Annotated in this window: 19 protein-coding genes; 13 read left to right on the forward strand and 6 right to left on the reverse strand. The window is 73.3% G+C overall.

Annotated elements, in window-relative coordinates; genetic code table 11:
• The first annotated feature begins 16 nt into the window (after nucleotides 1-16).
• Nucleotides 17-901 (forward strand): succinate--CoA ligase subunit alpha, encoded by an 885-nt coding sequence (gene sucD, locus ACFYXE_RS01625; RefSeq protein ID WP_361172109.1) that lies wholly within the window; start codon nucleotides 17-19, stop codon nucleotides 899-901.
• A gap of 111 nt (nucleotides 902-1,012) precedes the next feature.
• On the opposite strand, the gene ACFYXE_RS01630 is transcribed toward sucD, so the two are convergent.
• Nucleotides 1,013-2,323, reverse strand: a complete 1,311-nt coding sequence (locus tag ACFYXE_RS01630) for a helix-turn-helix domain-containing protein (RefSeq protein ID WP_389307878.1) — start codon at nucleotides 2,321-2,323, stop codon at nucleotides 1,013-1,015.
• Nucleotides 2,324-2,475: 152 nt separating this feature from the next.
• Between ACFYXE_RS01630 and ACFYXE_RS01635 the strand changes: the two genes are divergently transcribed.
• Nucleotides 2,476-4,413 (forward strand): DUF6350 family protein, encoded by a 1,938-nt coding sequence (locus tag ACFYXE_RS01635; RefSeq protein ID WP_389307880.1) that lies wholly within the window; start codon nucleotides 2,476-2,478, stop codon nucleotides 4,411-4,413.
• A 37-nt stretch (nucleotides 4,414-4,450) separates the two neighbouring features.
• On the opposite strand, the gene ACFYXE_RS01640 is transcribed toward ACFYXE_RS01635, so the two are convergent.
• Nucleotides 4,451-5,311 (reverse strand): hypothetical protein, encoded by an 861-nt coding sequence (locus ACFYXE_RS01640; RefSeq protein WP_389307882.1) that lies wholly within the window; start codon nucleotides 5,309-5,311, stop codon nucleotides 4,451-4,453.
• 254 nt (nucleotides 5,312-5,565) lie between these two features.
• On the opposite strand from ACFYXE_RS01640, the gene purN reads away from it, so the two are divergent.
• Nucleotides 5,566-6,204: a phosphoribosylglycinamide formyltransferase gene (gene purN / locus ACFYXE_RS01645; RefSeq protein ID WP_389307884.1), complete on the forward strand. Its 639-nt coding sequence runs from the start codon at nucleotides 5,566-5,568 to the stop codon at nucleotides 6,202-6,204.
• Nucleotides 6,201-7,793, forward strand: a complete 1,593-nt coding sequence (gene purH / locus ACFYXE_RS01650; protein WP_389307886.1) for a bifunctional phosphoribosylaminoimidazolecarboxamide formyltransferase/IMP cyclohydrolase — start codon at nucleotides 6,201-6,203, stop codon at nucleotides 7,791-7,793. Before purN ends, purH begins: the two co-directional genes overlap by 4 nt.
• Nucleotides 7,794-7,879: 86 nt before the next feature.
• Here the strand turns inward: purH and ACFYXE_RS01655 are convergent, their stop codons facing one another.
• Nucleotides 7,880-8,509 carry a hypothetical protein gene (locus ACFYXE_RS01655; protein ID WP_389307888.1) on the reverse strand — a complete coding sequence of 210 codons (630 nt, stop codon included), beginning with the start codon at nucleotides 8,507-8,509 and terminating at the stop codon, nucleotides 7,880-7,882.
• A gap of 255 nt (nucleotides 8,510-8,764) precedes the next feature.
• Here ACFYXE_RS01655 and ACFYXE_RS01660 point away from each other — a divergent pair, with 255 nt between their 5' ends.
• From ACFYXE_RS01660 to ACFYXE_RS01675, 4 genes are all read left to right on the forward strand, one after another.
• Complete coding sequence (locus tag ACFYXE_RS01660; RefSeq protein WP_361177596.1) at nucleotides 8,765-9,619, forward strand: bifunctional methylenetetrahydrofolate dehydrogenase/methenyltetrahydrofolate cyclohydrolase; 855 nt, start codon at nucleotides 8,765-8,767, stop codon at nucleotides 9,617-9,619.
• A gap of 19 nt (nucleotides 9,620-9,638) precedes the next feature.
• Nucleotides 9,639-10,112 carry a DUF3017 domain-containing protein gene (locus ACFYXE_RS01665; RefSeq protein ID WP_389307890.1) on the forward strand — a complete coding sequence of 158 codons (474 nt, stop codon included), beginning with the start codon at nucleotides 9,639-9,641 and terminating at the stop codon, nucleotides 10,110-10,112.
• 264 nt (nucleotides 10,113-10,376) lie between these two features.
• Nucleotides 10,377-11,540: a sensor histidine kinase gene (locus ACFYXE_RS01670; protein ID WP_389307892.1), complete on the forward strand. Its 1,164-nt coding sequence runs from the start codon at nucleotides 10,377-10,379 to the stop codon at nucleotides 11,538-11,540.
• Between the two features lie 4 nt (nucleotides 11,541-11,544).
• Nucleotides 11,545-12,237: a response regulator gene (locus ACFYXE_RS01675; RefSeq protein ID WP_389307894.1), complete on the forward strand. Its 693-nt coding sequence runs from the start codon at nucleotides 11,545-11,547 to the stop codon at nucleotides 12,235-12,237.
• 90 nt (nucleotides 12,238-12,327) lie between these two features.
• Here ACFYXE_RS01675 and ACFYXE_RS01680 read toward each other — a convergent pair whose 3' ends face one another.
• Nucleotides 12,328-12,666, reverse strand: coding sequence for a hypothetical protein (locus ACFYXE_RS01680; RefSeq protein WP_389307896.1), 339 nt, complete (start codon nucleotides 12,664-12,666; stop codon nucleotides 12,328-12,330).
• Between the two features lie 546 nt (nucleotides 12,667-13,212).
• On the opposite strand from ACFYXE_RS01680, the gene ACFYXE_RS01685 reads away from it, so the two are divergent.
• Nucleotides 13,213-14,262: an XRE family transcriptional regulator gene (locus tag ACFYXE_RS01685; RefSeq protein WP_389307898.1), complete on the forward strand. Its 1,050-nt coding sequence runs from the start codon at nucleotides 13,213-13,215 to the stop codon at nucleotides 14,260-14,262.
• 923 nt (nucleotides 14,263-15,185) lie between these two features.
• Nucleotides 15,186-16,175, forward strand: a complete 990-nt coding sequence (locus ACFYXE_RS01690) for a malate dehydrogenase (protein WP_361177584.1) — start codon at nucleotides 15,186-15,188, stop codon at nucleotides 16,173-16,175.
• Between the two features lie 59 nt (nucleotides 16,176-16,234).
• Here the strand turns inward: ACFYXE_RS01690 and ACFYXE_RS01695 are convergent, their stop codons facing one another.
• Complete coding sequence (locus ACFYXE_RS01695) at nucleotides 16,235-17,626, reverse strand: MFS transporter (RefSeq protein WP_389309443.1); 1,392 nt, start codon at nucleotides 17,624-17,626, stop codon at nucleotides 16,235-16,237.
• A 127-nt stretch (nucleotides 17,627-17,753) separates the two neighbouring features.
• On the opposite strand from ACFYXE_RS01695, the gene ACFYXE_RS01700 reads away from it, so the two are divergent.
• Genes ACFYXE_RS01700 through ACFYXE_RS01710 form a run of 3 tightly spaced genes read left to right on the forward strand, consistent with a single transcriptional unit; the run spans nucleotide 17,754 to nucleotide 19,504 of the window.
• Nucleotides 17,754-18,677 (forward strand): LysR family transcriptional regulator, encoded by a 924-nt coding sequence (locus ACFYXE_RS01700; RefSeq protein ID WP_389307901.1) that lies wholly within the window; start codon nucleotides 17,754-17,756, stop codon nucleotides 18,675-18,677.
• Between the two features lie 39 nt (nucleotides 18,678-18,716).
• On the forward strand, nucleotides 18,717-18,962 hold the full coding sequence (locus ACFYXE_RS01705; RefSeq protein ID WP_389307903.1) for a helix-turn-helix transcriptional regulator: 246 nt from the start codon (nucleotides 18,717-18,719) through the stop codon (nucleotides 18,960-18,962).
• Entirely contained in the window at nucleotides 18,962-19,504 is a 543-nt protein-coding gene (locus ACFYXE_RS01710) for a hypothetical protein (protein WP_389307905.1), read from the forward strand. Before ACFYXE_RS01705 ends, ACFYXE_RS01710 begins: the two co-directional genes overlap by 1 nt.
• 18 nt (nucleotides 19,505-19,522) lie before the next feature.
• Here the strand turns inward: ACFYXE_RS01710 and ACFYXE_RS01715 are convergent, their stop codons facing one another.
• On the reverse strand, nucleotides 19,523-20,428 hold the full coding sequence (locus ACFYXE_RS01715) for a hypothetical protein (protein WP_389307907.1): 906 nt from the start codon (nucleotides 20,426-20,428) through the stop codon (nucleotides 19,523-19,525).
• Nucleotides 20,429-20,547 lie beyond the last annotated feature (119 nt).

Below are 20,547 nucleotides of genomic sequence, written 5' to 3' on the forward strand. Positions count from 1 at the left end.
GAGGGACAGAACAGCCATGGCTATCTTCCTCAACAAGGACAGCAAGGTCATCGTCCAGGGCATGACCGGTGCCACGGGCATGAAGCACACCAAGCTCATGCTGGGTGACGGCACCAACATCGTCGGCGGCGTGAACCCGCGCAAGGCGGGCACCGAGGTCGACTTCGACGGCACGTCCGTCCCGGTCTTCGGCACGGTCAAGGAGGCCATGGAGAAGACGGGCGCCAACGTCTCCGTGCTCTTCGTGCCGCCGGCCTTCTCCAAGGCCGCCGTCGTCGAGGCGATCGACGCCGAGATCCCCCTCGCCGTCGTCATCACCGAGGGCATCGCGGTGCACGACTCCGCCGCCTTCTGGGCGTACGCGCAGCAGAAGGGCAACAAGACCCGGATCATCGGCCCGAACTGCCCCGGTCTCATCACCCCGGGCCAGTCCAACGCCGGCATCATCCCGGGCGACATCACGAAGCCGGGCCGCATCGGCCTGGTCTCGAAGTCCGGCACGCTGACGTACCAGATGATGTACGAGCTCCGTGACATCGGCTTCTCCTCGGCCGTCGGCATCGGTGGCGACCCGGTCATCGGCACGACGCACATCGACGCCCTGGAGGCGTTCGAGGCCGACCCCGACACCGACCTGATCGTCATGATCGGTGAGATCGGCGGCGACGCCGAGGAGCGTGCGGCGGACTACATCAAGGCCAACGTGACCAAGCCGGTCGTCGGCTACGTCGCGGGCTTCACCGCGCCCGAGGGCAAGACGATGGGCCACGCCGGCGCCATCGTCTCCGGCTCCTCCGGCACGGCGCAGGCCAAGAAGGAGGCCCTGGAGGCCGCCGGCGTCAAGGTCGGCAAGACGCCGACCGAGACGGCGAAGCTCGCGCGGGCGATCCTCGCGGGCTGACGCCGCCCGAGCAGCTGTGACAGTGGGCCCGCACCGTTCGGTGCGGGCCCACTGTCGTTCCCGTCGCGGGGGCGCTGCCCCGCGTCCGCGAACCGGGTCGGTTCCCGCGGACTAGGTCAGTTTCGGGGTCAAGCGGTGGGGGCCCGTGGTCAGTTGGGCGTGGAGCTTGTGGTGGAGGGTCTGGTCCTCGTGGGTGAGGGGGCCCGGGCCCATGCGGGGCGGGACGCCGCTGATGGCCCTGCCCGGCGCCTGCGGGGGCTCGTAGTGGGTCGGGGCCGTCTTCAGGGTCAGCGCCGTCGCACCGATGATCAGCGCCGTGAACGCGATGGCCGCCCGGGTCCAGAAACGGGCCCGGTGCTCGCTGCCCGTACGGACCCGCTCCGCCTTGGGGAGCCGCAGCTTCTCCGCGCCGCCCACCTCGCCCAGGCGCCGGTGCAGCGCCTCGGGGTCCGCGAGGTCGGGCAGCCGGTCGGCGATGGCCCGGCGCGCGTGCAGCAGACGGTTCGCGGCGGCGGGCGTGCTCGCCTCCGTCTCGGCCGCGGTCTCCGGCAGGTCCAGGCCGACCCCGTCGTAGAGCATCAGGGTGCGGCGCTGCGCGGGCGGCAGGCTCAGGAGCACGTCGAGGAAGGCGCGGTCGGCCGGCAGCGCGGGCGGCGCGTCCGGGTGGCGCTGGCTGGGGCGGAACCGGTGCCAGGGCGACATCGCGTACTCGTACGCCGCCGCGCGCACCCAGCCCGCCGGGTCCCGGTCCACGGCCACCTCCGGCCAGCGCTGCCACGCCAGCTGGAAGGCGCGCTCCACCGACTCCTGGGCGAGGTCCCGTCGTCCGGTCAGCAGGTACGTCTGGCGTACGAGGCCGGGGGCGCAGTGGGCGCACAGCGAGTCGAAGGCCTGGTCGGGGGTGAGGCCCCGCGGTCCGGCCGTCCCGGCCGCCGGCACCGTGCGCGCCGGGTGCGGGCGGGTGTGGCCGTTCAGCGTGGCCGTGGTCGCCGTCATCGGCAGCGGGCCGTGCGGTTTCGCCGCGCGCTTGGCGGCGGGCTGGGGCCGGGTCCTCGACCGGCTGCCGTTGCTGCCGGTGCCGCCGCCGTCGGTGCCGCGCTGCGCGGACCGCCTCTCCGCGAGCGCGAGCTCCTTCACCGGTGCCGGTGCCGGTGCCGGTCGGCGGGCGGTGGCGGTCGTGCCCGCCGGCCGTCGGCGTTCCGCGGGCGCCGCCGCGGTCTCGGCCGGGACCACGTCGAGGAGTCGCGCGTACGCCTCACGTTTGCGGCCGCGCGGGCTGGTGCGGCCCAGCTCCCAGGAGCGGACCGTTTCGCGCGTGACGCCGACCTTCGCGGCGACGTCGGCCTGGCTCAGCGACTTCGCCTCGCGCAGCCTGCGGCGTTCCTTCGGGGACGGCAGAGGCGTGGCAGGGCTCTGGGGCATGTCGGGACTCTCCGCACCGTGGGCCGACGTGCGGCGGGAGGCCGGGCGCAGCCGATCCGCCGTACGAAAAAGTACATAAACGTATATTGGGCGACACATCCGATATTCGCCTGTTACGGGAAGAAAGCGCGTGTCGTTGGGAGCATGGCCGCGTGACCCAGACGACCGAGCACCACGCCGCGCAGCCGCCAGCGGAGCCGTCGCACGGACGGACCCGCGGCCGTTCACCCGGACTGGCCACCTGTGTCCTGGGCGGGGCCGTCGCCGCGGGCCTGGGACTCGGCTCGTTCGCCGTCCTCGTGATGGTCCTGTGGATCAGTTCGCCCTACCCGGACAGCGGGCCGGGCGGCGCGCTGCACGTCGCGGCGGGGCTGTGGCTGCTGGCCCACGGCACCGAGCTGATCAGGACGGACACGCTCGCCGGTACGCCCTCGCCGGTCGGCGTCACCCCGCTGCTGCTCGTGGCGCTGCCCGCCTGGCTGCTGCACCGGGCGGCGCGGGACGCCGCGGCCCCCGAGGGCCGCGCGCACCCGGTGCGGACCGCCTGGGGCGGGGTGGTGGGCGGCTATCTGCTGGTGGGTGTCGCCGCGACGCTGTACGCCGCGGGCGGCGAGCTGCGGCCCGACTGGATCGGCGCGGCCCTGTGCGTGCCGCTCCTCGCGGCGGGCGCGGCCGGGTTCGGCGTGTGGACGGCGCACGGCCGCCCGCGCGGCCCGCTGCCGGAGTTCCCGCCCCTGCGCCCCGTGCTGGCCGCCCTCCCCGAGGGGCTGCGGACCGCTCTCGTACGTGACGTGCCCGGGCGGCGCAGGACCGCGGCCGTCGCGCGGGCCGGGGCGGCGGGCGCGCTGGTGCTGGTCGGCGGTGGGGCGCTGCTCGTCGCGGTGTCGCTCGTGCTGCACGCCGGACCGGCCCGGACCGCGTTCACCGAGGTCACGGACGTGTGGTCGGGGCGGCTCGCGGTGCTCCTGCTGTGCCTGGCGCTGGTGCCGAACGCGGCGGTGTGGGGCGCGGCCTACGGCCTCGGTCCCGGCTTCGCGCTCGGCACCGGAACCGTCGCCGGGCCCCTCGCCGCGGGCGGCGCGCCGCTGCTGCCGCCCTTCCCGCTGCTGGCGGCGCTGCCGGCCGAGGGGCCCGGGTCGCCGCTGACCTGGTCCGTCGCGGCGGTGCCCGTGGCGGCGGGGCTCACGGTGGCGTGGTGCACGGTGCGGGCGGCGGCGCCCGCCTTCGGGGAGCGGGCCGAGGCGTGGTCGCGGGGGCGGACGGCGGCGGGTGCGGCGCTGGCCGCGGTGGTGTGCGGGGCGGCGACGGCGCTGCTCGCCGCGCTGGCGGGCGGATCGATGGGGGTGGCGGTCCTCGCGGAGTTCGGCCCCGTGTGGTGGCAGACGGGTGCGGCGGCCCTTGCCTGGACGGCCGTGGTCGGGGTGCCCGCGGCGCTCGGCCTGCGGGCGTGGCGGCTGCGGGTGCCGTCCGGCGGGGGCCGGTGGGCGTGGGTGCCGCGGCTCGCACTGCCCACCTTGCGGGTGCCGCGGCCCCGGCTGCCGCAGGGCGGGGTGCGGGGGATGCGGATTCCGTGGCCGGGGCGGGGCGGGGCGACGGCCCGTCCGGGGCGGACGGAGGCGGCGACCGCGGGGGCGGCCTGGCCGGTGGCGGAGGTGAATCCTGGCGCGAATCCGGACGTGCCCCCGGACGCGGATGCAAACCCGGACCCGAACCCGAACCCTGACGCGCCCCCGGAGGCGGACGCGCACCTGAACGCGAACCCCGACGCCACGGTTCAGGGTGAAGGGCTCACCCCGGCGGGGAAGACCCCGAAGCCCCCGGCACCGGACCTGCCGCTCACCCCGCCCACCCCGCCCACCGCCCCGCTCGCCTCACCCACCCCATCCACCCCACCCACCCCCGAACCCCCCGTCGCCCCGGAACCCCCGACGTCACGCCCCTTCGAGCCGTACGACTTCATGCCGCCGCGCCGCACGGCGAGCCGTCGCGAGAGGCGGTACGCGGACGAGATCGAGGTCGGCGAGGCCGGGCGCCCCGCCGACGGAACCCCTGGAACGCGCGGAACCCGCCCACCCCAGGAAGAGGAGTGAGCGGGTCCGGGCATCAGGGCCGTGGGGGCCGCGGGAGCTAGTCCTCCTCGCCCAGCAGCGGCCGCAGCTGCTTCGGCAGCAGGTCCTCGCAGGACTGCTTCGACGTGCTGGTGAGCGCGTCGTCCACGCACGTGTAGTAGTCGCGGTAGACCAGCTGCGCCGTGAACGTCGCCGCCACCATGACCAGCGCCAGCCCGCCCGTGACCAGACCGCTGATCGCGGCCGTCGTCTGCGGCCGCGTGCTCACCGGCTCGCCCGGCGGCCGGTCGCCCTGGGCGGCCGGACCGGACTTGACGGCCGGGGTGGCCGGGTTGGCCGGGGCGGCAGAGGTGGCCGAGGCGGAAGCGGCGGACGCGCCGGGAGCCGCCGGTGCCGTCGGGTCCGGCGTGCGCGACTTCGCCCGCAGCGACTGGATCGCCCACATCAGCGCGAGCGCGCCGAGCAGCAGCGCCACGTACCGCCAGCCGAACAGGGCGAAGAAGAAGGCCCACATGCCGGAGAGCAGGGCGTAGCGCGCGCGGCGCTGGGCCGGGTCGGTCGGGTCCCAGCGCATGCCGCCGCCCCCACCGCCGCCGCCGGGACCCGAGGGGCCCTCCTGGCCGGGGCCGTTCTGCTGGCCGGCGGGACGCTCGCCGAAGCCGCCCTGGGAGCGGCCGGGCTGCCGGTCGCTCCACTGACTGCCCCAGGGGGAGTGGCCGTCGCCGGAGTTCTCGCCGTCCCGGGAGGAGTCGCCCGAGGGGCGGCGCGGCTGCCAGGGCCGGTCCGGCGTCCCCTCCGGCGGCGGCGCGAAGGGGTTGTCGTCGTCCTTGCCCGTTCCCTGCGGGCCCGAGCCCCGGGACTCCGGTCCCTGGGAATCTGAGTCCTGCGGTGGAGACGAAGGGCGGCTACGGTCCGGCATCAGGTGTGCGTCTTCCCCTTGGTAGGGCCGTGGTGGAGCCGTCGTGCGAGGGCTCGGCAACTCGGCATTCGTCGGTATTCAGGCGCCTTTCCCCCAGACGCTACCTCCCGAGGGCGCCCCCGTCCCGTGAGGGGCGGTTCCGTGTGCCGGTATCGTTGCTGGCGGTCGGCCGCTTCGTAGAGTTCCCCGTATCACGAGGCTCGAAGCCTTCGTACGACCATACAAAGACGCACCTTCCGAGAAAGGGCCCCGCTGTGGCCGAGAGCGCTGTGGTCGCGCGCCCCAAGCGACTCGTCGTGCTGGTCTCCGGGTCGGGCACGAACCTTCAGGCCCTGCTCGACACCGTCCGGGCCCAGGGCGCGGCGGCCTACGGGGCCGAGATCGTCGCGGTCGGCGCCGACCGCGACGGCATCGCCGGCCTGGAGCGCGCCGAGCGCGCCGGGATCCCGGTCTTCGTCTGCCGGGTGAAGGACCACGACACCCGTGCGGCGTGGGACGAGGCGCTCGCCGCGGCCACCGCCGCGCACGAACCGGACCTGGTGGTCTCCGCCGGGTTCATGAAGATCGTGGGGAAGGGGTTCCTCGCGCGCTTCGGCGGGCGGTTCGTGAACACGCACCCCGCGCTGCTGCCCAGTTTTCCGGGGGCCCACGGCGCGCGCGACGCGCTCGCGTACGGCGTGAAGGTCACCGGCTGCACCGTCCACTTCGTCGACGACGGCGTCGACACCGGCCCGATCATCGCCCAGGGCGTGGTCGAGGTCCGGGACGAGGACGACGAGAGCGCTCTGCACGAGCGCATCAAGGAAGTCGAGCGCACGCTGCTCGTCGATGTCGTGGGGCGTCTGGCCCGGCACGGCTACCGCATTGAGGGACGAAAGGTTCTTATCCCGTGACCGCCGAAGCTACGCACGCCGAAGCTGCGCACACCGCCGAGGGGCAGCACCCCATCAGGCGCGCGCTCGTCAGCGTCTACGACAAGACCGGCCTGGAGGAGCTCGCGCGCGGGCTGCACGAGGCGGGCGTCGAGCTCGTCTCGACCGGCTCGACGGCCGGCCGGATCGCCGCCGCCGGGGTGCCCGTCACCAAGGTCGAGGAGCTCACCGGCTTCCCCGAGTGCCTGGACGGCCGGGTCAAGACCCTCCACCCGAAGGTCCACGCGGGCATCCTCGCCGACCTGCGCCTGGCGGACCACCGCCGCCAGCTCGACGAGCTGGGTGTCGAGCCCTTCCAGCTCGTCGTGGTGAACCTGTACCCCTTCAAGGAGACCGTCGCCTCGGGCGCCACCCCCGACGAGTGCGTCGAGCAGATCGACATCGGCGGCCCCTCGATGGTCCGTGCCGCCGCCAAGAACCACCCCTCGGTCGCGGTCGTCACCGACCCGAAGCGCTACGCGGACGTGCTCGCCGCGGTCCGGGCCGGCGGCTTCGACCTGACGGCGCGCAAGCGGCTGGCAGGAGAAGCGTTCCGGCACACCGCCGCGTACGACGTGGCGGTGGCCTCCTGGTTCGCCGAGGGCTACGCGGCCGACGGCGAGTCCGGCTTCCCCGAGTTCCTCGGCGCCACGTACGCGCGCGACAACGTGCTCCGCTACGGCGAGAACCCGCACCAGGGCGCGGCCCTCTACGTCGACGGCACGGGCGGCCTCGCCGAGGCCGAGCAGCTGCACGGCAAGGAGATGTCGTACAACAACTACACGGACACGGACGCCGCGCGCCGTGCCGCGTACGACCACGACGAGCCCTGCGTCGCGATCATCAAGCACGCCAACCCGTGCGGCATCGCGATCGCCGGGAACGTCGCCGAGGCGCACCGCAAGGCGCACGCCTGCGACCCGCTCTCCGCGTTCGGCGGCGTGATCGCGGTGAACCGCCCGGTCAGCAAGGAGATGGCGGAGCAGGTCGCCGACATCTTCACCGAGGTCATCGTCGCGCCCGACTACGAGGACGGCGCGCTGGAGGCCCTCACCAAGAAGAAGAACATCCGCGTGCTGCGCGCCCGGCAGGCGCCGGGCAACGCGGTCGAGGTCAAGCAGATCGACGGCGGCGCGCTGCTGCAGGTCACCGACCGGCTGCAGGCCGACGGCGACAACCCCGCCAACTGGACGCTCGCCACGGGCGACGCGCTGAACGCGGGCGAGCTCGCGGAGCTGGCGTTCGCGTGGAAGGCGTCCCGCGCGGTGAAGTCCAACGCGATCCTGCTCGCCAAGGACGGCGCCTCGGTCGGCGTCGGCATGGGCCAGGTCAACCGCGTCGACTCCGCGAAGCTCGCGGTCGAGCGCGCGGGCGAGGAGCGGGCGCGCGGTTCCTACGCCGCGTCCGACGCGTTCTTCCCGTTCCCCGACGGGCTGGAGATCCTGACCTCCGCGGGCGTCAAGGCCGTGGTGCAGCCCGGCGGTTCGGTCCGCGACGAGCTGGTCGTGGAGGCCGCGAAGAAGGCGGGCGTCACGATGTACTTCACGGGGACGCGGCACTTCTTCCACTGAGCCGCAGCTGCATCCATAGCCGCACACGATGGTGGCCGCGCCCCCCCCGCGGGGGGCGCGGCCACCATCGTACGTACCCGACTTGCTCAGTAGCGCGGGCGGTTGAACCACGCGGCGCCCGACGGGGCGATCATCGCCGCGGCCATGATTCCGCCGAAGCCTATCCAGAGCAGAGCCCAGACCAGTCCCACGGTCGTGTCGGCGTCGGCCGAACCGATCAGGATGAGTACCCCGAACAGGGCGCCGAGGATGCCGTACACCATGGTGGTGATACGGATCCCCTGTCCCCCCTTCGAGAACTTCACGCCGAGCGTGATCGACAGCGCGGCGAGCCCGAGGAAGAGCAGAGCGATGACCAGGATGATCGCGGCCGAGTCCTGCCCGATGTCGGAGAACTCGTTGTCCCCGAAGGTGTCGGACGCCGCGTCCGAGGCGTCGTTGACGGTGGCGGCAGCGAAGATCGCGAAGAGGCCGAGCAGCACTTGCACCGCGGCGACGATGAACAGGAACACACGAGCGGTCATCATCAGACCCGGCATCGTCTGCTGCATCATGTTGCCGCCCGGGTAGCCGGGGTAGGCCGGCTGCTGCGGGTAGCCGTAGGCCTGCTGCGGCGGGACGCCGGGCGGGCCCTGCTGGGGGTAGCCGTACCCGGGAGCGGCCGGGGGCTGCTGGGGCGGCTGCCCGTAGGGGTTGTTCGGGTCGCCGTAACTCATGGCGGTCTTCCTCCGTCGGGTGGTGCGGGGACGACGCGGCACATCACGGAGGAAGGTCTTACAGATGCGGTCCGTCCCCCCGACACTGCCCGCGGCACTGTGCCGCATATCGTTCTTTAGGCGTGGCTTATTTGTCCAGCCGCATTCCCTATGTGTTGTGCAAGTGCAACCTCGCTGATCAGCGGGGGGACCGGGGTGGGGCCGGGGGAGTGCCCTGATTGGTACCGGGCGGGTCTCATCCGGGAAGATGGAGCCATGACCGCCCAGATTCTCGATGGCAAGGCCACCGCAGCCGCGATCAAGTCCGAACTGACCGCCCGCGTGGCGGCCCTGAAGGAGAAGGGCGTCACGCCCGGACTCGGTACCGTCCTGGTCGGCGACGACCCGGGCAGCCAGAAGTACGTCGCGGGCAAGCACCGCGACTGCGCGCAGGTCGGCATCGCCTCCATCCAGCGCGAACTGCCCGCCACCGCCTCCCAGGAGGAGATCGAGGCGGTCGTCCGCGAGCTCAACGACGACCCCGCGTGCACGGGCTACATCGTCCAGCTCCCGCTGCCCAAGGGCATCGACGAGAACCGCGTCCTGGAGCTCATGGACCCGGACAAGGACGCGGACGGCCTGCACCCGATGAACCTCGGCCGCCTCGTCCTGAACGAGCCGGCGCCGCTGCCCTGCACCCCGTACGGGATCATCCGGCTGCTCCGGCAGCACGACGTGGAGATCAAGGGCGCCGAGGTCGTCGTCGTCGGCCGCGGCGTGACCATCGGCCGGCCCATGCCGCTCCTGCTCACCCGCAAGTCCGAGAACGCCACGGTCACCCAGTGCCACACCGGCACCCGTGACCTCGCCGCCCACCTGAAGCGCGCCGACATCATCGTGGCCGCGGCGGGCGTGCCGCACCTGATCAAGCCCGAGGACGTGAAGCCGGGCGCCGCCGTCCTGGACGTGGGCGTCTCGCGCGACGAGAACGGCAAGATCGTCGGAGACGTCCACCCGGGCGTCGCCGAGGTCGCCGGGTGGATCTCCCCGAACCCGGGCGGCGTCGGCCCGATGACCCGCGCCCAGCTCCTGGTGAACGTCGTCGAGGCCGCGGAACGCGCCGCGCGCTGAACGAGAAAGAGGCCAGGTCATGAGCGCAGAAGCTGACCCGGGCAGCACCCCCGGGGAACCGCGGGCCAAGGGCGCGGTCAGCGCGCCCGGCCCGGACGGGCAGCCGCGGAAGGTGTCCCGCCGCTTCCCGCTGTTCACGCGCGACACCGCACGGCCCGAGGGCGGCGGCCGTGCCGCGCCGGGCGACGCCCCCGCACCGGCCCGCCAGTGGCCGCTGCTCTGCGTCGTCTCGCTGGTCGGACTGGGCCTGCTGCTCACCGCGCTCGACGTGTTCCGCGTCGGCACGATGCTCGTCGGTATCGCCCTCGTCGGCGGCGCCGTGCTGCGCTGGGCCCTGCCGGACGTGGGCATGCTGGCCGTCCGCTCGCGGTTCACGGACATGGTCACCTACGGGGCGCTCGGCCTGGCCATCGTGCTCCTCGCGATGATGGCGCAGCCCAATCCGTGGCTGGTCATCCCGTTCCTGGACGACACGCTGCACTTCACGATCTGACCGATCCGACCGACCGAGCTGACCGAGCGGCGCGTGCCGGGCGCACGTGTGACGGTGGCCCGTCCCATCCCCCGTGGAGGACGGGCCACCGTCGTCCGGGGCCCTGCGCCGCTGCCCGACGTTACGGGCGGCCTCGCCGCGGCGTCGTCACCCGCTCGGTTGACCCCGGCTGCCACGGGCGCGGTAGCCGGTCGGTTCCTACAACTTCCGCGGTACCGCCGCTGGTTGACGTTCCGCCGGTCATACGCGCGTTACGCTGCGGCGATGCGGATCCGCCCCCTCGCCGTCGACGCGCTCATCGCGGTCGCCCTGACCACGGTGGCGGTCCTCCTCGGCCAGGAGTCCGCCCAGCAGGGCTGGACCGCGCTCGACCCCCTCGGATACGCCCTGGTCGCCCTGGTCAGCGTGCCCGTCGTGGTCCGCGCCAAGGCCCCGGTCGCCGTCACGCTCGTCATCCATGCGGCGTGGTTCGGCTACGTCAGCCTCGGCTACTGGCCCGTCGTCGGGACCTTCGGGCCGATGCTCTGCGTCTACACCGTCGCCTCCCTGCGGCCCCCGCGCACCTCCCTCGCCTGCACGGGCCTCATGGCCGCCCTCTGGATCTACGCGGGCGCGATCAGCGAGGGCGCCTCCATGCCGTCCGTCGTCGGCCAGGCCGTCGGCTTCTCCCTGGTGCTGTGGCGCTTCGGGTACGTCGCGCGCCGATCGGCCGAACTGGCCCGGCAGTTGAAGCTGGAGCAGGACGAACGGGCCCGGCGGGAGGTCGCCCAGGAGCGCGGCCGGATCGCCCGCGAACTGCACGACGTGGTCGCCCACCACATGTCGGTGATATCCGTGCAGGCGGGCCTCGCCACCTTCGTGTTCGGCTCCGACCCGGCCACGGCGCGCTCCGCGCTCGGCACCATCTCCGGCACCAGCGGCGAGGCCCTGGAGGAGCTGCGCCGCATGCTGCGCGTCCTGCGCTCCGAGGACGGCGAGCCCGGCGACGGGGAGCCCGCCGCGCCGATGCCGGGCCTGGCCCGCCTGGACGAGATGGTCGAGCGGGTACGCGCCGGGGGTGTTCCCGTCACCCTGCGCGTCACGGGAACACCGCGCCCCCTCGCGCCCGGCATCGAACTCTGCGCGTACCGCGTGGTCCAGGAGGCGCTGACCAACGTGCTGAAGCACGCGCGCGGAGCCGCCGCCTCCGTCGAACTCGCCTACCGGCGCGCCCACATCGAGGTCGCGGTCACCGACGACGGGCAGGGGGTGATTTTGGACAGAGTGCGAACCGGCAGCGGGCACGGCTTGATTGGGATGCGGGAGAGGGCCAAGCTCTACGGCGGGGCGATCAGCATCGGCCCGCTGAGCGAGGGGGGTTTCGCCGTGCGCCTGACCCTGCCGACCTCGGCGCGGGCCGCGGCGCAGGGGGACGACAGGGCGGAATGACCGGATGACCGGCTCCATCAAGGTACTTGTCGTCGACGACCAGTTCCTCATTCGCGCGGGGCTCGTGGGCCTGCTGCGCGCCGCGCCCGGCATCGACGTGGTCGGCGAGGCGGGCGACGGCGACGAAGCGGTCGCGCTCGCCGCCGAGACCCGGCCCGACGTCGTCCTGATGGACATCCGGATGCCCGGCACGAACGGCATCACCGCCACCCGGCGCATCCTGGCCGCGGCCGCCGAACCGGCCCCGCGCATCCTGGTGCTGACCACCTTCGATCTCGACGAGTACGTGTACGGGGCGCTGCGGGCCGGTGCCTCCGGCTTCCTGCTCAAGGACTCCGGGCCCGAACGTCTGCTCGCCGCGGTGGCGGCCGTCGGCGGCGGCGACGCGCTCTTCGCGCCCAGCGTGACGCGGCGCCTGGTCGAGGCGTTCACGCGGCAGGCGCACGGGAACGGCTCCGACACGGGCGACGGCGGCGGACCGCCGCCGGACCTGGGGGCGTTGACCCTGCGCGAGGTCGAGGTCCTGAAGCTGATCGGGCGCGGGCTGACCAACGCGGACATCGCCGAACGGCTCTACATCAGCGAGGCCACCGTCAAGACCCATCTCAACCGCACCATGAGCAAACTCGACCTGGACAGCAGGGCGCAGGCGGTCGTGGTGGCGTACGAGACGGGGCTGGTGACGCCCGGCGGGTGAGGGCGGCGGCCCGGGTGGCGTGGCCGGGCGGGGTGGCTCGGCCGAGTGGCGTGGCCGGGCCGGGCCGGGCTGTGCTGGGCTGTGCTGGGCTCAGCAGGTGACGACCTTGCCGTAGGAGCCGCGGCCCCAGGTCCACTCCCACTGCTCGCCGTTTTGGTACGTCAGGCAGGGCGAGTCGTTGCCCCAGTCGATCACGACCTTCAGGTGCATGGCCCGGCCGCACTGGTTGGTCACCTTCACGTACTTGCGGTGCTTGACGACGTCCCGCTTGACGCAGGCGGGGGCGGTGGGGGCCGCCGAGGCGGACGGGGCCGCGGGGGCTGCGGGGGCTGCGGGGGCTGCCGCCAGGGCGAGGCCGAGGCCGAGGCCGGTGGCGAGGAGGGCGGACGCGGCGGTCCTGCCGGTGGTGGAGCGCTTGCCGTGCTTCATGTGCGGGTCCCTTCGGGGCGCGTGGCGTTGCCGCACCGAACTCTGCCGAGCGCGGGGGGCCCTGAGCCGCAAGACATGGCCGAAGTCGCCCTTTCGGGGAGGCGGTGCCCGTCCTCACCCCCGTGAGAGGGCGGGCACCGCCGGTCTGGGTGGGATGTTTCCCACTGGAATCTCCCGATATAAGCGGGGCGTTCCGCTCGTGAACCAGCGTCATGGACGCGCCATTCGCGGACAAGGGATGGCTGGTCCCTGTGGCACGGAGGTGACCATTCCGCAACGGTGTCCGGCCCGCGCTACGGGACGGGGTGCCGGGCGGGTACGAAAGGGGGGTGGAGACGAAGGGCGGTGGCGCGGCGGTGGGACACTGGGCCGGACGCCGCGCGGAGCTCGGGGAGCTCGGGGAGCGCGGGGAGTGCGCCCCCGCTCCGGGAACTGACATCCTGGCTTCGCGCATCCCTCTGGGTGGTCCGGAACGGGTCGGCGCGGGGTCGGCGGAGGTCCGACGCGGGGGCACGACAGGAACGTACGGGGGGAACAGGGGGAGTAATGCCTCGTTGGAAAGCGCTGCCGGATGAGCTCGATCCGCAGGTCAGGGAGTTCGCCAGTCAGCTGCGCAGGCTGGTCGACCGCAGCGGGCTGAGCATCGCCGCGGTGTCCGACAGGACCGGCTACAGCAAGACGTCGTGGGAGCGCTATCTGAACGGGCGGCTGCTGGCGCCGAAGGGTGCGATCGTCGCGCTCGCGGAGGTCACGGGGACGCAGCCGGTGCATCTCATCACCATGTGGGAGCTGGCGGAGCGGGCGTGGAGCCGTTCCGAGATGCGGCACGACATGACGATGCAGGCGATTCGGATCTCCCAGGCGCGGGCCGCGCTCGGGGAGTTGGGGACCCAGGCCGCGGGCGGTGGACCGGGGGGCGGATCGGGGGGTGGGGGTTCTCCTGCTTCGGGTGCTTCGGGTGTCTCGGGTGCCGCCCCCTCGTCCAGTACCTACGGGGCGTCCAGTTCGTACGGTGATGTCTCGCCGTCCGCCTTCGGCGCGCCCGGCACGGGGCAGCAGCCGTCTGCCGGCGGGAGCTCGCCCGACGGGCCGCGGCGGCGCGGGAAGCTGACGATGATCCTCGCCGGTGTGGTCGGCGTGCTCGTCGTCGTCGCGGCCGTGGTCCTGATGACCGGGCTGGGGGGCGGGGACGACAAGAACGACGACGCGGCGAAGCCTTCGGTGACGCCCTCCAAGAGTGACTCCAAGCGTCCCGCCGGGGTCGAGTGCGGCGGCAAGGACTGTGCCGGCAAGGACCCCGAGGCCATGGGCTGCGGCGGCGGTCTCGCGAGGACGACCTCGCGGGCTACGGTCGGCAAGGCGCAGGTCGAGGTGCGGTACAGCAAGGCGTGCGGGGCCGCGTGGGCGCGGATCACGCAGGCCACGCCGGGGGATGAGCTGACGATCACGGGGTCCGGCGGGGGGGCCTCGGCCAAGCAGGGCAGCAAGGTGAACGAGGACTTCGACGCGTATACGCCGATGGTGGCCGCGGAGTCGGGGACCGCGGCCAAGGCCTGCGCGACGCTGACGTCCGGGCTGAACGGCTGCACGGAGTAGGGCGTCTGCGTCCTGGGTGGGTGTCTGCGCCCCGGGTCTCGTCGTGGGGCGGGGCCGCGGGGGTATGTGCGTACTCGCTATCCCTGCGCCCCGCTGCACGAACAAAGACGCCATTGTTTCCTCGGTGCTCCGTGCGCACATACCCCCACGTCCCCTCCGGCCGGTTGGGCGGGTGCGGGTCGGTGGGGGCCCGGACGTCCCCTTGCGTCGCGCTCGCGGGTGCGGGGCGGTGGGGGCTCGTACGTCCCCTTGCGGGTGCGGGGCCGTGGGGCCCGTATGTCCTCTTGCGTCTTGCTCGCGGGTGCGGGGGCGTGGGGTTTCGGCGTTGGTTTCCCGGTGCTTCTTGTGTGGAGTCGCAGGTCGGAGGGGGGTGTTGGAGGGCGGTGGAGAAATTTTGCGGGGTGGGGCATGAGCCGGGGATCGGGGGGCAGGCGGACCGTACCCCCACGGGAGTGGTCACACCCCCATGGCGGCCGCCACGCTCCCCCCCCCGACGTGGTGGCCGCCTCCCCCCACTGGAGTGGGGCCGCCATGTCACCCCCCCCGACATGGCGGCCACCCTCCGCCCGGAGTGGGGCCGCCGCGTCACCCCCCGACACGGCGGTCACCCTCCAATGGAGTGGGGCCGCCGCGTCACCCCCCCCGACGCGGCGGCCGCCCTCCCCCTCGGGGAATCGCCCCGGCACGGGGGCCACCCGCACCGTTCAAGTCGGCGCCGTGCCCTGTGGGGCGGGCCACACCGACCCGGCGGTCAGGGGTGGCCGGGGCGCGATAGCCTGACGGCGGATCTCTCTTGATGCCAAGAGATCGATCATCGAGAGGCGATCGAGGACTCGACGAGGCGTCGGCGGGGATCCAGGAACAAGGGGATCCAAGTACGAACGTCGGGGACCCCCACCGCCAGCTGTCTTACGGAGATCGCCATGACCCGCACTCCCGTGAATGTCACCGTCACCGGCGCGGCCGGCCAGATCGGCTACGCGCTGCTCTTCCGCATCGCCTCGGGCCACCTGCTCGGCGCGGACGTGCCGGTCAACCTGCGCCTTCTCGAGATCACGCCGGCCCTGAAGGCCGCCGAGGGCACCGCCATGGAGCTCGACGACTGCGCCTTCCCGCTGCTGAACTCGATCGAGATCAGCGACGACCCCAACGTCGCCTTCGACGGTGCGAACGTCGCCCTGCTCGTCGGCGCCCGCCCCCGCACCAAGGGCATGGAGCGCGGTGACCTCCTGGAGGCCAACGGCGGCATCTTCAAGCCGCAGGGCAAGGCCATCAACGACCACGCCGCCGACGACATCAAGGTGCTCGTCGTGGGCAACCCGGCCAACACCAACGCGCTCATCGCGCAGGCCGCCGCCCCGGACGTACCGGCCGAGCGCTTCACCGCGATGACCCGCCTCGACCACAACCGCGCGCTGTCGCAGCTGGCGAAGAAGACCGGTACCTCGGTCTCCGACATCAAGCGCCTGACGATCTGGGGCAACCACTCGGCCACCCAGTACCCGGACATCTTCCACGCGGAGATCGCCGGCAAGAACGCCGCCGAGGTCGTCAACGACGAGGCCTGGCTCGCCGGTGACTTCATCCCGACCGTCGCCAAGCGCGGTGCCGCGATCATCGAGGCCCGTGGCGCCTCGTCGGCCGCCTCCGCCGCCAACGCCGCCATCGACCACGTCCACACCTGGGTCAACGGCACCGCCGCGGGCGACTGGACCTCCATGGGCATCCCGTCGGACGGCTCGTACGGCGTGCCGGAGGGCATCATCTCCTCCTTCCCCGTCACCACCAAGGACGGCAAGTACGAGATCGTCCAGGGCCTGGAGATCAACGAGTTCTCGCGTGCGCGCATCGACGCGTCCGTCAAGGAGCTCGTCGAGGAGCGCGAGGCCGTCAGCGGTCTCGGCCTCATCTGAGTCCCGTACGACGACGACCGCCCCGGCAGTTTCTGCCGGGGCGGTCGTCGTACGGGGCCTCACGTCCGGGGCGCGCTTCGGCCGTAGCCGAGGGTGACCAGCGCCGCCGCGGCGATCACGATGAGCGCCACGACGCGCAGCGCCGCCTCCATGCCGCCCGCGAAGCCGTCCGAGGTGTGCGCGGCGAGGGCCGTGCCGGTGACGGCCACGCCGAGCGCGGCACCGACCTCGCGCGCCGAGGTGCTGAGCCCGGAACCGAGACCCGCCTGGTGCGGTGGCAGTGAGCCGACGACGTTCAGCGTCAGGGTGGGCATGCACAGGCCGGTGCCCGCCGAGATGACCAGCAGCCAGCAGGCGTAGCCCGCGTACGGGGTCGAGGCGTCCGCGGTGGACGCGCCGAGCAGGCCGAGGCCGATCAGGAGCAGGCCGCCGCCCGCCGGTACCCGCGGCGACCCCTTCCAGCGCGCGGCGAGCCGGGGCACGAGCACCATGCCGAGGGTCAGCGGGACGATGGCGAGGCCCGCGCGGGCCGCCCCGAACCCCTTCTCGTACTGCAGGTACTGCGAGTTGACGTAGAAGAGCGAGAAGAGGCCGAAGAAGCTCGCGGCCGTGCCGAGGGTCGCGGCGCGCAGTCGTGGCGAGGCGAACACCCGGGGGTCGAAGAGCGGGGCGCGCGAGCGCAGCGCGTGCGCCAGGAAGAGGGCGGCGAGGAGCGCGCCGGTCGCGAAGGCGGCCAGGATGCGTGGCGACGTCCAGCCGTACAGCGGGCTCTCGATGATGCCGAAGAGCAGCGCGAGCAGGCCGCCGGTGAGCAGCAGCGTGCCGAGCGGGTCGAGGGAGGGCGCCCGCTGCCCGACCGTCCGGTCCGTGCGGGGCGCGGTGCGCGCCACGGCGAGCGCGAGCAGCGCGGCGACGGGCACGATCGCCCAGAACAGCGCGCGCCAGGACAGGTACTGCCCGGCCAGGCCCCCGGCGACGTTGCCGACCAGGCCGCCGAGCCCGGCGGCGAGGGTCCAGGAGGCGACGGCGCGCGGCCGGTCCTGCGGAGGTGCGACGCGCATCAGGATCGACATGGTCGCGGGCAGGATCAGCGCGGCGCCCGCGCCGGACAGGCCGCGCCCGGCGATCAGCGCCGCGGGTGCGGCGGCCGTCGCGCTGACGGCCGCGCCCGCCGCGAAGAGCCCGAGCCCGCCGAGCAGCGCGCCCTTGCGGCCGTACCGGTCGCCGAGCGCGCCGGCCGGGATGAGCAGGCCCGCGAAGACGATGACGTAGGCGTCGACCGTCCACAGGAGCTGACCGGACGAGGGGTGCAGGCCGGACGAACTCAGCTGCGGGACCAAGAGGTTGACGGCGGCGACCATGCCCTGCGCGACCAGGACGCAGGCGCAGAGGGTGAGCAGCGTGGAGCGCTTGAGGGATGACGGCGTGGGCGCGGCCGGGCCCGGCGGCACGGGCGGCTTCGGCGGCTTCAGGGCAGGCGAGGGCAAGGCTCCTCCTCGGGAGCGCGGTGGTGTGGGATGCCCTGTCACCGTAGGCTCGCGACGACTTGCATTCCAGTGCAACTTTCACAAGGGATTGATGCGTGTGACGCATTCCGGCAGCTCGGACCTCGATCTCAACCTGCTGCTCGCCCTCGACGTGCTGCTCGACGAGCGGAGCGTGTCCGGCGCGGCCCGCAGGCTGCACCTGTCGGAGCCCGCGACGAGCCGCACCCTCGGCCGCATCCGCAAGGCGCTCGGCGACCCCGTCCTGGTCCGCGCCGGACGCCAGATGGTGCCCACGCCGCACGCCCTCGCCGTGCAGGCGGAGGTGAGCGCGGTGGTGGAGCGGGCCCGCGCGCTGTTCGCCGGGCCCGGCGCCGTCGACCTGCGCACCGTCTCGCGCACCCTGACGATCCTCGGCTCCGACGCGATCGCCGCCGCGTACGGCCCCGAGCTCTTCGCCCGGGCCGCCGCCGAGGCCCCGGGGATCCGGCTGCGTTTCCTGGGCGAGAGCCACGTCGACGAGCCGGCGCTGCGGCAGGGCACCGCCGATCTGGAGCTCGGCGTCATCGACACGACGGCGCCCGAGGTGCGGGTGGAGCAGCTCCGCGAGGACCGGATGCTCGGCATCGCGCGGCCCGGCCACCCGCTGCTCCGGGGACCGCTCACGGCCCGCCGGTTCGCCGCGGCCGACCACGTGACCGTCTCGCGCAGGGGGCGCCTCACCGGTCCGCTGGACGCGGCGCTCGCCGGACTCGGCGTCGACCGGCGGGTGGTGGGCAGCATGGCGACCTTCTCGTCGTCCCTGTTCGTGCTGTTGCGCACGGACCTGGTGGGCCTGGCCGCGTCCTGGACCCGGCCGCTGGCGGAGGCCGTCGGCCTGGTCGCCTTCGAGATCCCGCTCGACCTGCCGCCGCTGCCGCTGGGGATGGCCTGGCACCCGCGGCACGACGCGGACCCGGCGCACGCCTGGCTGCGGGGGTGCGCGCGGGAGCTGCTGCTGCGAGGGCGGTCGTCGTAGATCTTGCTCCCCTGCTCCCGAATGTAGTACTTCTTATACATGGGCGAGCAAGTGCACAACAGGTTGGCGATGGTGCGCGCCGAACGGAAGGTGTCGCGGCAGAGCCTGGCCGAGGCGGTGGGCGCGCACTACCAGACCATCGGCTACATCGAGCGGGGGCAGTACAACCCGAGCCTCGACCTCGCGCTGAAGATCGCGACATTCTTCGGTCTTCCGGTCGAGGCGCTGTTCTCCCTCGAACCGTTCCGCCCGCTCGCGGATCAGGTCTACGGGAGGAACCAGTGATGAAGAGCGACGACCGGCGCGCCCTGACGGGCTACGACCGGCGCATGTACGCCCTCATGAACCGGCGCGAGGGCGCCTCGCTGCACGCCACCGCCGCCCGCCGCCGCACCGCCGTGGGCACCCACATCGCCCTGACCGCCGCGGCCATCGCCTGCTGGCTCGGGTCCGTGCTCGGCGAGGCGCGCTGGGCGACCTTCGGCCTGCTCGCGCTGCTGCTGCCGTGGTGCCTGGCGACCGGGATCATCAACGGCGCCACCCGCGGCCTGCTCGAACTGCGCACCCGCGCCCTGGACGAGCGCCAGCGCGCCGAGCGCGACCGCGTGGCGTCCCTCGCGCACCGCGCGATGATGTGGCTGCTGCTCGGCACGACCATCGCCGTCGGCTGCGCGGGCCTCGCGGGCGCCGGCATCGAGGGGCTCGTCTTCCCCGTGCTGTTCAGCGTCTTCGTCGTGCACTGGCTGATGCCGCTGTGGGTGGCCGGTCTGACCGCCGCCGACGAGCCGGTGGACGACGTCGCGTTCGACGAGGCGGCCGTCCACTAGCCCGCACACGGCGACGGCTCAGGTCTTCTGCAGCTGCTCCTGCAGCTTGGAGACGTCCACCGACTCGTCCGCCGACGGAGTCTTCGTCGGCACCGGCTCGTCGTACGCGGAGAACGTCGTCGTCGTGTCGTCGCCGTCGCCCTTCTCCACCGCCTTCACCAGGTACGGCTTGCCCTCGGTGGCCACGTACAGCGTGGTCTCCTTGCCGTCGTCCGTGCCCGTCAGGGGGATCACGGGCATGCCGTCCTGCGTGGTCGGCTCGCCCTTCTTCAAGGTCTTGCCGTCGTCGTCGGAATCGTCGGAGTCATCGGCGTCGTCGGCGATGTCGCGCTGGATCTCGCCGAGGTCGCACACCCCGGCGATGTCCTTGAGCATCGCGTCGCCCGTCGTGCCGTGGACCCACCGGTTCTTGAAGATCTCGGCGGCCGCCTCGCCCTCGCCGCCGGGGATCTGGGTCGTCCAGAACTGCTCGTCCGGCTTCATCCACACCTTGTCACCGCGCTTGACCAGCTCCAGCGAGGCGCCGCCCGCCATCTTCATGGAGCCGACGCAGTTGCCGTCCCGGTCCAGGGTCAGATCCATCGACGTCGGATCGTCCGCCTCGATGTCGGCGTCGGAATCCGGGGACGGATCGGCGTCCGGGGACGCGTCCCGCGTGGCGTCCGCGCCCGTCTCCCGTACCGCGATGTGCACCGACTTCGCGTCGAGCAGCTCCTGCTTCGCCCGGTCGGAGATCTCCCGCGCGCTCAGGTCCTCGACGCCGTTGCCGTCGCGCCGGTCGGCCGCCGTCGTGCCGCCCGCCCGGTCCTTCCTGCCGTCGTCGTCCGCCGAGCACCCGGGCACGGCCAGCAGCGCCAGCGCACAGACCGCCGCGCCGCCCAGCGCGCGCCGACGGGACGTTCTCCCGCGGAACACTCCGCTCATGTCGTCACCTCCGGTGACAGATCGTGCATCGAGCGTACGTTTTACGCGGAGTGCCCGCACGCGCAGTGACACGGCGCACTTTCGGCCACGGGACAGGCATGCTTTCGCCCTCCTCGGGC

The sequence above is a fragment of the Streptomyces sp. NPDC002564 genome, from assembly GCF_042889645.1.
GTDB lineage: Bacteria > Actinomycetota > Actinomycetes > Streptomycetales > Streptomycetaceae > Streptomyces.